This is a genomic window from Mangrovivirga cuniculi (assembly GCF_005166025.1).
Classification (GTDB): Bacteria; Bacteroidota; Bacteroidia; order Cytophagales; family Cyclobacteriaceae; genus Mangrovivirga; species Mangrovivirga cuniculi.
Genome location: NZ_CP028923.1, coordinates 1,702,546 through 1,714,029 on the forward strand (window position 1 = coordinate 1,702,546; position 11,484 = coordinate 1,714,029).

The window sequence follows — 11,484 nt, forward strand, 5'->3', positions numbered from 1 at the left end:
ATCTAAAATAAAATTAGATGGCTACAACAGCAACAATCAAATCGCCTTCGAAAAGCACATGGAGTGGTGGGCAGCCACCGATGAAGGCTAGTTACGGAAAATTAATGATGTGGTTTTTCCTATTGTCGGATGCATTTACTTTTTCGGCATTACTAATCACATATGGTGTAATTCGTTACAGCTATCCTCAATATGATCCTGAAGTACATGGTGAGGTATTTAAATTCTCTACTGAATACTGGCCTATTCCTGATTACGTATTTGATGGTGTGCCTTTCCTTCATGGACTTCACTTACCATTGATATTCGTATCAATAATGACTTTCATACTGATTTTGTCTTCTGTGACCATGGTACTTGCTGTTGAAGCCGGTCATAGAAATGATAGAAAAGACGTTGAAAAGTGGATGCTATGGACAATTGTTGGAGGTCTTACCTTCCTTGGTTGCCAGGCTTGGGAGTGGTCACACTTTATAACAGGTAAAGAAGAAGGCCTGAAAGGTGTTGCTGACGCTACAAAATTCTTTGGAGCTAATCTTGTACAGAATCAATACGGACCTCAGGGATTCGCTGATCTTTTCTTCTTTATTACCGGATTCCACGGTACTCACGTATTTAGTGGTGTAGTATTAAACTTTATCGTATTTTATAATGTGGTAGTTGGAACGTATGAGAAGAGAGGCCACTACGAAATGGTTGAGAAAGTTGGTCTTTACTGGCACTTTGTTGATCTTGTGTGGGTATTTGTATTCACGTTCTTTTACCTTATCTAAATTTTTAAAGGCAGAATCTAATTATCATGGCTAATATACATACAGAACATACCACAGAAGTGGCCCCTAAGAACAAAGAAACGATCAAAAAGATCTGGAGGGTTACCGCTATTCTTGCTGTAGTTACACTGGTAGAGGTAGGAGCAGCTTATGTTTTCCCTAGAGGATTACTGTTATTCTCTTTCTTTATCGGATTAACATTAGTTAAGGCATTTTATATCGTATCAGAATTCATGCACTTAAAGTATGAGACGAAATCCCTTATCTGGTCGATAATGCTTCCTCTACTTTTTGTTATCTGGTTACTGGTTGCATTGAGAACAGAAAGTGCTGAAATTTTTCAGACTAAGTTTTCTGATGAAACTAAAACAGAAATACCTGTTGAGAATAAAGAATAACATTCATATATGAATAAAACTTTTAAAGTCGGCATACTGCTCGTAATACTAGCTGTGCCGGCTTTTATTTTTGTTTTTCTCCATAGTTTCGGGAGAAATCACTTCGACACTCAAACTTACTATCCAAATGGTGTTGATTCTGTTCTGTCCAATTGTGTTAAAAAGACATCTGGCCAGTACAGAGTATCTCATTCTTTTTTTAGTAACGATTCAATTAATGTGTTTTTGTTAAATTCAGATCCTGTTATTCATTCTGGTTTAACATCTACCTGGGAATCCTGGTTTAATGCGTATTACGAAATGCCAGTTTCCTTCAAGCAAATACTTCCTGAATCCTTATGTCTTCAAAACACCTATAGTATTGACAATATACAGTGTGTTAATTCTGAGGAAATGGAAGAACTTTACTGCGATTTAATAGTTAAAGAAGAAAGTCTTAATAATCCATATGGGGTTTTAATTAATGAAGATAAGGTGATTAAAGGCTATTTCGAACTTAATGATAGGAAGGAGATTGATAGACTTTTTTCTGAAATTCAAATATTATTAACGAATTATGAATAGTGGAACTATTAATAAACCTACCCAGTGGTTTGTAGGTGTTGTGTCTGTTGTCGTACCATTATTAGTTGCATATTTACTTTATGCTGACCTGGGTTTAGCTGCTGATAAAGGATGGGTTTACTCATTACCTGGATTAAATGCAGTAATAAATTCAGCTACAGCAATTATATTGATTCTTGGGCTTTACTTTATTAAAAAAGGAGATATAGCTAAACATAAGACAATGATGCTTTCAGCGTTAGCTCTGGGAGTGATATTCCTCGTGTCCTATATAATTTATCATTCTTCAGTATCAAGTACTGCTTATGGTGGACAAGGAGCGATTAGATACATCTATTATTTCCTGCTGATCTCCCATATTTTACTTTCAATAGTAGAAGTACCACTCGTATTATTAGGCTTAATTTATGCTTTTACAAAACGTTATGAGAAACATAAACGTATAGTAAGGTGGGCATATCCTGTTTGGCTATATGTTTCTGTAACAGGAGTCATAGTATATTTAATGATTAGTCCTTATTATAGTTTTTAAGTATTTTGAAGTATGAAAAGGGTCTTATTTACATCGTTTTTATTTCTATTTAGTTTTCTGGCAAAAGCACAATGCTCAATGTGTGCTGCAACACTCGAAACGAATGTAAGCGAAGATGGTGGAAGCCTGGCTTCAAACCTGAATACTGGTATACTTTACTTATTCCTGACTCCATATATAGCCATTGGGGTGATTGCATTTTTATGGTACAGAACAAGTAAACGAAATGTCCGAAATAAGCTTAATAGCAGCTATTCTTAAAGAACGCTGTCCTCGATGCCGTAAAGGGAAATTATATAAATACCCTTTTTACAGAATCTCTAAATTTGCCAAGATGAATGATAAATGTTCATGTTGCGGATTGAGATTCGAAATTGAGCCGGGTTTTTATTTCGGGGCGATGTATATAAGTTATGCTTTTGTTGTGGCTTTATTTGTTGCAACCTCACTCTTTTTAAAGGTTATTTTCGATCCTGACCTGATCTACTATCTGATAACACTTCCAGTAATTTCTGTTATATTAATGCCGATTATATTCAGATTTTCGAGAACCATCTATTTATATTTGGTTGGAGGTATAAAATTTGATCCCAATCGTGTAATTCAGCACGAAAATTGCTAAACTGTAAATTAGTTTAGTAATGAAATATTCAAATAAATTTTTAAGCCTGTTTCTGGCTGTCCTCAGTATTCTTATTTTTTCTGTATTGTGGTTTGTTTATGACTACCAAAAACAGAATGAATCCTACTATGTAGAGAGAGTAACTACCAACATAAGCGATGCGATTTCTGATATAGAAAGCCTTTACGCGGAGCTACCAGCTTCAAATGATTCGATTCGGTTTTCATTTGATAAATTAAATGATAGAGTTGATAGACCTCTTATTATTCTTAACGAAAATAATGAGCCGGTTTACTGGTCTACTTCCAAATATTTGCCCTACGAAAATATTGATCTGACTCCGGGTATTAACCTGGTAGCCAATAATAATGGAGAGTATTTAACCTATATTTTTCTCAGGAATGAATTTAAACTGGTATTTTATATTCCTCTTTTTGAAAAGAGTGAAATAAATAATGCGTATATCGGCCCCAGGGCTAATCCTCAAATTTTTGAAAACAATGACATCCGTATTTCAACCGATTCTGATCAGGAAGGGTATTACGCTATTCAATTAAATGATAATGAGGTTTTCAGTGTCGCTTTTCAACCTTCCTACAGGATACATTTCGGAGTTGCGGATTTTTTTATGTTTGTGTCTATTATTTCCTTTGCAATATTTATTACTATTTATATCACCCTATTAGTAAAAGGATATAACAGGGGATAGCATTGCCAGCAGGTATGATAACCTTATTTTTATTCAGAATACTTGCTTTAATATTAGAGTTTCCATATGAATTTATAAATCTCCGTTTATTTAATCCTAAATTTTTCTCAGCCTCCATGTTGGTACCTACTCTGGGGGATCTTTTATTGAATATTCTGGTTGTTTTTATTTTGGCTATAGGATGTCTGTATTATTATCAGAAACCTAAGGTAGTCAAATGGATTCACAAGTTATCCGGCAGGAAGAAAATTGCATTATCAATATTTTCATTCTGCTTAGGAATTGCCTCTTTGTCTTTGCAGATGTTTGTTTTCAGAACACTCTATCATCATTCATCATGGACTTATGATATAACTTCTAATCTTTCTTTTTCCGGTTTAAAACTAATTTCAGTATTAATTATTTTCCTGAGTGTGGCAATTTTTATTTTATTTGGTCACATCGCTTATCAGATAAATAACCATATCTGGAAAAATAAGATCCGGGTATTTTGGGGGTTGCTTGGATTTACTTCATTATTTTTTGTCAGCCTTACCTATTTCACTGACAATAACTTTTTACCAATTGTAATAATTTATATTGTCTACACCCTTTTTATGTTTGGTACTCGGGCAGGGAAATTATTTATCAGGGTACGTTACAATACTTTATTTTATGTAATAGGCAGCTTAATAATTGCTTCTATAGCAGTAACAATTAGTGTATGGACCTTTGAACAAGAACGAATTCGTGAAACAAAGGTAAGGGTAGCATCAAAGCTTATTGAAAAAAACGATGTTTTAGGAGAATTTCTTTTAAATGAGGCAATATCACAGATAAGGCTGGATAATTTTATTAAGGCACGTTTACTTTCACCATTGGTAAACCGAAGAGCAGTTGAAGATAAAGTTCAAAAATATCATCTCGGGCCTTATTTTGATAAATATGATGTTCAGGTTTCGATTTTCGGTATAAATAAAGAACCTATAGGTTTTTCTGCAACACAGGTTCCGTATCAATTTTATAAGTTTTATTATGAATCAGAGGAATTTCGTACGGAATATGAGAACATTTATTTTGAATCGGTCAAGGGGAAACCGCTATTAGGCCATTATATTGCTTTAATAGACATACCCTACAATGATCGGGTGATTGGTTATTTAAAAATTGATCTCAATCTTCTGAATAATCAATTAAATACTGTTTTTCCAGAATTGCTGGTTGATACAGGAGTGAGTTCTGAGGTGGATGAATTTAGAGATATCAGTTATGGATTTTATGAAAACGGGGAATTGATTACTGCTGGAGGTGATTTTAATTATTCTCTTCATATCCCTTCAACTGACAATGTTGATAGCACTGAGTTATTTAATAAAGGAATATTAGAAGAAAACTACAGGCATTTTGGACAACAGGCAGAAGGAAACCAGGTTTTGCTGGTTAGTATGCCTTATAAACCGGTTGGTTTCCTGGTAAGTAATTTTTCTTTTTATTTTGTATTACCTGTATTTTTCATTCTTCTTTCCTCCCTGGGACTTACAATATATCATTTTATAAATTCAAGCAGGGTTTCATTTACAACTAAACTCCAATTATATCTGAACCTGGTATTTTTGATCCCTTTGATCGCGGTAAGTTATTCAGCTATAAATCTTATATCGACAACTTATAGAAACGATATACGCGAGGAATATATTCAGAAAAGTAAAAATACCAGTGATCAGTTAATCGATGATATTAATAAGGTATTTACCGGTGATATGTCTCGTGAAGAATTGGAAAGGGAGTTAAAAGAGATCTCCCGCTACGCCCAGTTGGATATCAATTTATTCGATGTTGACGGGCAATTACTAGCCACTAGTCAACCGAGAATATTTGAAAAAAAAATCTTTTCAGAGCAATTAAATCCTGAAGCTTATGCTAAAATAATTGAGAAGGGATATGAAGAAATTATACTTGATGAAAAGGCTGGTGACCTTTCATTTAAATCTTCATTCTCTGGTGTAAATGCTTTCAATAGTAACAGGAAATTAGGAGTTATTAATATCCCTTATTTTGAGTCTGGTGAAGAACTTGAAAATCATATTATTGATGGTATCGTTAATATATTAAATCTGGCAGCTTTTACCTTTTTGATATTTTTGGCAATCTCTTATTTTAGTTCTTCAATGCTTACTAAGCCATTGAGGTATATAGCTAATAAAATAGGGAAGACTTCCCTTGGTGATAATGAGCCGTTGAATTGGAGCTCTAATGATGAAATAGGTCTGCTGGTAGATCAATATAATAGAATGTTGAGCAAGCTCGAAGAAAGCCGGCGAGCACTGTCTGCATCTGAAAAAGAGTCCGCCTGGAGAGAAATGGCTAAACAAGTAGCTCACGAAATTAAGAATCCATTGACTCCTATGCGACTCAGTTTACAACACTTACAAAGATTAAATGATAGTGATGTAAAGCTTAAAAATCTTTCAGAGAGTCTGATCCGTCAGGTTGATACCTTGAGTGATATTGCAACTTCTTTTAGTGCTTTTGCTAAAATGCCAATTCCGGAAAGTGAAGTGTTTGATTTAACGAAAGTAGTGAAAGATTCAGCTGAAATATTTAAGCGGCAGGAAGGTGAGTTTAAAACAGTCATACCAGAACGGGAAGTAATAGTTAAAGGAGATGAAAAATTAATTGGAAGAACTATCAACAATCTTCTTATTAATGCCAAGCAGTCTGTCGATGATGGTGAAAAACCTGAAATTTATCTTGAAATGTCAGTTCAGGACGATAAAAATGCATTGATCATGGTGCAGGACAATGGACAGGGGATTCCTGATTCATTAAGAGAAAAGGTATTCATTCCTAATTTCAGTACTAAATCAAGTGGTTCAGGTATCGGATTAGCAATTGCTAAAAGAGGTATAGAACATGCACAGGGTAATATTTGGTATGAATCTGTAGTAGGCGAAGGAACCGTATTTTTCATATCTTTACCTTTGTACAATGATGCTCAATGAGATATGTGGTATTAGTCATACTGATAACTACTGTTCAATCAATTTTCGGACAGGACAAAAAGGAAATTTGTTTTAGTGTAGAAATTTCTCGTGGAGATACGATAAATATCAATGCTGATTCGGTACTTCTTAATTCTCTTCATGTCAAATCCGTTCCTCTCAGCGATTATGAAATTATTAGCAATAAAGCACTTGTCTGGAGAGGGGAATACCACAATATCACTATTTGTTATTCAAAACCTGACTTGATCTTTAAAGATCATTACCGGTATTCTTATGATGAATATGATAGTAATGCCTTTTTTTATGACAAAAAAATAAAAAAATCAGGTCTTGATAAGGTATTGCCATTGAAGGATAAACGATTGCAAACTTCAGGAGTATTGAGTAGAGCAGTAAATAGTGGTACCAATAGTGATGCCGGCATTCAATCTGAATTACTCCTAAACCTATCTGGAAAATTATCTGATGATATAAATATTAATGCCAGGATATCGGATAGAAATATACCTTATCAACCGGAAGGTAATACCGCTCAGCTACAGGATTTTGATAAGGTGTTTATAGAAGTTTTTAACGATAAGTATTACCTGGAAGCCGGAGATATTCAATTAAAGAATGATTATAATTATTTCCTCCGGTATCAAAAGAATGTACAAGGATTAGGACTTAGCATGAATATCGGTGAAGATAGTCTGGGTACTTTTGCTAGTGTCAGAGGTGGTATCAATAAAGGGAAATTCACAACTATATATATTACTCCTTTAGAGGGTGTCTCAGGCCCATACAGACTTTCAGAGGGAATAAATGAATTATTTCCCGTAGTGATAGCCAATAGTGAGAGAGTTTACCTGGATGGCCGGTTAATGCAGAGAGGATTTGAGAAAGATTATGTGGTAGATTACAATACTGCGGAAATAACTTTTTCACCCGATATATTAATAACTGAATTTTCCAGGATAAGAGTAGACTTAGAGTATGCTGTATTATCATATCCCCGATCTACTTTAAATTTTACAGCCGGTCATAAATTTAAGAATGGCCAGCTTTCGGTTGAGTATTATAGTGAACAAGATAATTTCAGAAAACCACTTCGATTTGAAAACACTGATCAGATTTATCAGGATCTGATTAATGCAGGAGATACTTCACAAGCAATGATACCGGGTTATAACAGGTTTGAGGGAGATCCGGGTCAAACATTAGAAGTTCTCTATTTAAGAAAAGATACCGTAGTAAATAATGATACGATCAGTATTTTTGATAGATATTCTGGTTACTTACCAGCTGACTCTTTGTATAAAATTAATTTTGAGTATCTCGGTCCGGGAGAAGGAGCTTATGCCCGTACAAATGAGGATGGTCAACAAGTTTTTTATTGGATCGGAGAAAATGGAGGACAGGATGCTTCCTATGCACCTGTTTCTATAATCCCACTCCCTAATAAAAATTCTATGCTTGTGGTGTCTGGTGAAATAGATATTACAGAGAATGAGAAAATAAGCTTCAATTCCGCATTAAATATTCATGAAAATAATAGATACTATGCACGGACAGAAGGAAGCCCTGATAAAGGATTTGCAAATAATATCAGCCTAACCAGTAAACGAAAAATAGGGCAAAAGAATTTGAATCAGCAAGTATCTTTTGATTATATAGGCCATAATTTTAAAGGGATTGACAGATTCAGGAATATTGAATTTGACAGGGATTGGGGTCAAACCAGAGATACATTAAGCAGAGAAAATTTTTTCTATTACAAAGGAAGTTTATCCGATAAAAAATCAACTTATAGTTATAAGATAAGTTATCGCGATAAGAAGGGTGTCCTGAATGGTATCAGTCATGATGCAAGCTTTGAAAAAGAGTTTTCAGGATGGAAGGCCATCGGTTCATTTAATAGAATGGCAAGTAACTATTATGGTAATGACAATCGATGGAGTAGAGAAACTGTTGTATTAGAAAGGATTAAAGGTAAATTCAGGCCGGGCTATTCATTTATGTCAGAGAGAAATGTGCTTAGAGTGGATTCTGATGAAGAAGTGATTAGCTCATTACAATACTTTTATAAGCATGATTTTTATATAGCCTTTGAGGATAGTGCTAAGAATAGTTTAAAGGCGGGTGCTTTTTATAGGGAAGATAAAATTCCTCTTGAAGGAGTATTGCAAAATTATAACAAATCGTATAATGGATATCTGAAGGGAAAGCTTAACCTTCGAAGTAATCATCAGGTCAACGGAACAGTAATAATAAGGAGTATTGATTATCAAATAAATAAGAAGGACGAAACGTATGCTCAGGGTAGGATAGGGGTTAAGGGTTATTTTAATAAATTAGGTTTACGATATAATACAGGTTTGAATCTTCAAAGCAGCAGGGAGCTCAGGAGAAACTTCACATTTATAGAGGTACCCCTTGGTCAGGGGACTCACACCTGGATAGACGATAATGAAAATGGAATTCAGGAATTGGGTGAATTTTATGAGGCATATAACCCAGATGAGCGGAAATATTCTAAAGTTTTTACACCTGGTAATGATTATGTAGATGCTTATTTAAGTCGTTTTGATTTTCTTTATCGATGGAACTTTTCAGATTTTACGAAGTCATCTTTTCTTGAAGGCTTTTCATTTAATGGAAATCTGATATATGAACAAAAGACAACCGGGAAATCATTTTCGGAGAGGATAAACCCATTTAAGGAGAATATTCAAAGTGTCATTGCCAGCAATGTTCTCAATAATTATTTGTTTAAATGGCGGTCAATCAAAAATGATTGGTTTATTCAATATGGTCATACGATCAGATCGAGAAGACAATTATTATTTAGTGGATTTGACACATATAATACCACACGATCCAGAATTTTAGTAAGTGTACCTATATCAGATGAATTGACCAGTGAATTAGAATTAGAGTCAGAATTCAAATTGAATGAGGCTGAAAACATAGAGCAGAAAAATTATCGAACTAGACAATATATTATACTACCTTCTTTGACATGGAATCCTTCTTCTAATTTCAGAGCAAAATTGAGCTTTAACCGAAAGCAAAAAATAGATCTTAATTCTGACGTAGCAAATAAATCTGACTGGCAGCAGTTAGGGATCAGTATTACCAGTATTGGCAAAGGAGATTTTAGAGGAACCCTGAATTTTGAATTTAAAAATATTGATTATGACGGGGAAATCAATTCTGTTGTTGGCTATCAATTACTGGAAGGTTATCGCGCTGGAAATAATTATTTATGGAGCACAAATTTAAGAAAGGAAATATTTAATGGACTTGTATTGAATTTATATTACCAGGGAAGGAAACCATCTAAAACAAGAGTAATTCACTTCGCTTCGTTACAAGGAAGTATCCTTTTTTAAGCTTTTTCCTTTAAACGGCGGAGAATATGATTGGCAAATATGAAATCCTGTAATTCAGGGACATCATTTTGAAGGATGTTATCTTTTGTTCCTTCCCATAATTTGTTGCCCTGATACATAAATAAAATATAATCGCCAGATTCAACAACTGAGTTCATATCATGACTAACTACTACAGTTGTGATATCATATTCATATGTAATCTCTTTAATTAATTCATCAATTAAAATTGAAGTTTGCGGATCTAGTCCCGAGTTAGGTTCATCACAAAAAAGGAATTTGGAGTTGTTAACAATAGCCCGTGCGATACCAACTCTTTTCTTCATACCACCACTTATTTCAGATGGCATTTTCTTATTAACATTTTCCAATCCTACACGTTTCAGGCAAAAGTTTACTCGATCGAGCTTTTCATCAGAAGGCATTTTCGTTAATACATCCAGTGGAAACATGACATTTTTCTCAACTGTCATAGAGTCAAATAGTGCGCCTCCCTGGAACAACATGCCAATTTCTTGTCTTATTTCACGTTGAACGTCTTTTTCAGAATTAAAGAAATCTCTGCCTCTATAGATAACATTTCCCTCGTCAGGGGTAACTAGGCCAACGATACATTTTAATAATACACTTTTACCAGTACCACTTGCGCCAATTATCATATTGACCTTTCCCTGCTGAAATTCTCCGGATATCCCCTTAATAACTTCAGTTCCCTTAAATGATTTTCTTATATTCTTTATTTCTATCATTATTATAAGAGTAATTGAGCAAGTAGATAATCAGCTAATAGAATAGCTATAACACTATTGGTAACAGCACTGGTACTGGCTAATCCAACTTCCAGTGCCCCACCTCTCGTAAAGAATCCTTTATAAGCAGAAATGCTGCTAACGAGAAAGGCAAAAACCACAGATTTAATTAATGCAAATGTCACTGTATATTCATTAAAGTCAAGCCTGATTCCGTAGATATATTCTTGTTCTGTAATAATGTTAGTCATGATTCCAGCTAGATAACCGCCTGTTATAGAGAGGAATGCAGCCATTATAACCAGCAATGGATACATAAAAACAGAAGCTAATATTTTAGGAAGTATAAGATAAGAAGCGCCATTAATTCCCATTACCTCAAGTGCATCAATCTGCTCGGTTATTCTCATTGTCCCTAATTCACCAGCAATGTTTGATCCAACCTTACCGGCGAATACAATCGCCATGATTGTCGGAGCAAGCTCCAGAACAGTCATATCGCGAACAATTAATCCAATCACGTTATTGGGTATTAACGGGCTCACGAGGTTATACGCTGTTTGTACAGCTGTTACAGCTCCCATGAATGTACTTACTATAACTACAATGACAATTGAGTTCACGCCTATAAGGACACACTCATTGATTGTGAGTTTGAAATAAGTTTTGAAAGACTCTCGATTTTTAAAAAGTGATCCGAGAAGAATGAAATATTTGCCTAAACTCTTCAAAATATTTTCGGCGATTTAAGTGATGTCGTCAAAAATAACCAAAATAAT

Annotated in this window: 11 protein-coding genes; 9 read left to right on the top strand and 2 right to left on the bottom strand. The window is 34.5% G+C overall.

Annotated elements, in window-relative coordinates:
- Window positions 1-17: 17 nt before the first annotated feature.
- From DCC35_RS07625 to DCC35_RS07665, 9 genes are all read left to right on the top strand, one after another.
- Complete coding sequence (locus tag DCC35_RS07625; protein WP_137090219.1) at window positions 18-773, top strand: cytochrome c oxidase subunit 3; 756 nt, start codon at window positions 18-20, stop codon at window positions 771-773.
- A 26-nt stretch (window positions 774-799) separates the two neighbouring features.
- Complete coding sequence (locus DCC35_RS07630) at window positions 800-1,171, top strand: cytochrome C oxidase subunit IV family protein (protein WP_137090220.1); 372 nt, start codon at window positions 800-802, stop codon at window positions 1,169-1,171.
- A 9-nt stretch (window positions 1,172-1,180) separates the two neighbouring features.
- Window positions 1,181-1,735 (top strand): hypothetical protein, encoded by a 555-nt coding sequence (locus DCC35_RS07635; RefSeq protein ID WP_137090221.1) that lies wholly within the window; start codon window positions 1,181-1,183, stop codon window positions 1,733-1,735.
- Complete coding sequence (locus DCC35_RS07640) at window positions 1,728-2,267, top strand: DUF420 domain-containing protein (protein ID WP_137090222.1); 540 nt, start codon at window positions 1,728-1,730, stop codon at window positions 2,265-2,267. The genes DCC35_RS07635 and DCC35_RS07640 overlap by 8 nt, the downstream gene beginning before the upstream one ends.
- A 12-nt stretch (window positions 2,268-2,279) precedes the next feature.
- Window positions 2,280-2,528, top strand: coding sequence for a hypothetical protein (locus DCC35_RS07645; RefSeq protein ID WP_137090223.1), 249 nt, complete (start codon window positions 2,280-2,282; stop codon window positions 2,526-2,528).
- A gap of 73 nt (window positions 2,529-2,601) precedes the next feature.
- Window positions 2,602-2,889: a DUF983 domain-containing protein gene (locus DCC35_RS07650; protein ID WP_175402755.1), complete on the top strand. Its 288-nt coding sequence runs from the start codon at window positions 2,602-2,604 to the stop codon at window positions 2,887-2,889.
- Window positions 2,890-2,908: 19 nt separating this feature from the next.
- Window positions 2,909-3,598 carry a hypothetical protein gene (locus tag DCC35_RS07655; protein ID WP_137090225.1) on the top strand — a complete coding sequence of 230 codons (690 nt, stop codon included), beginning with the start codon at window positions 2,909-2,911 and terminating at the stop codon, window positions 3,596-3,598.
- 116 nt (window positions 3,599-3,714) lie between these two features.
- Window positions 3,715-6,579 (top strand): MFS domain-containing histidine kinase, encoded by a 2,865-nt coding sequence (locus DCC35_RS07660; RefSeq protein WP_175402756.1) that lies wholly within the window; start codon window positions 3,715-3,717, stop codon window positions 6,577-6,579.
- Entirely contained in the window at window positions 6,576-9,956 is a 3,381-nt protein-coding gene (locus tag DCC35_RS07665) for a hypothetical protein (RefSeq protein ID WP_137090227.1), read from the top strand. Before DCC35_RS07660 ends, DCC35_RS07665 begins: the two co-directional genes overlap by 4 nt.
- Here the strand turns inward: DCC35_RS07665 and DCC35_RS07670 are convergent.
- Both DCC35_RS07670 and DCC35_RS07675 read right to left on the bottom strand, forming a co-directional pair.
- Entirely contained in the window at window positions 9,953-10,705 is a 753-nt protein-coding gene (locus DCC35_RS07670; protein WP_137090228.1) for an ABC transporter ATP-binding protein, read from the bottom strand. The two genes, DCC35_RS07665 and DCC35_RS07670, sit on opposite strands and share 4 nt — an antisense overlap.
- Window positions 10,706-10,707: 2 nt before the next feature.
- Window positions 10,708-11,436, bottom strand: a complete 729-nt coding sequence (locus tag DCC35_RS07675; RefSeq protein WP_137090229.1) for an MlaE family ABC transporter permease — start codon at window positions 11,434-11,436, stop codon at window positions 10,708-10,710.
- Window positions 11,437-11,484: the final 48 nt, after the last annotated feature.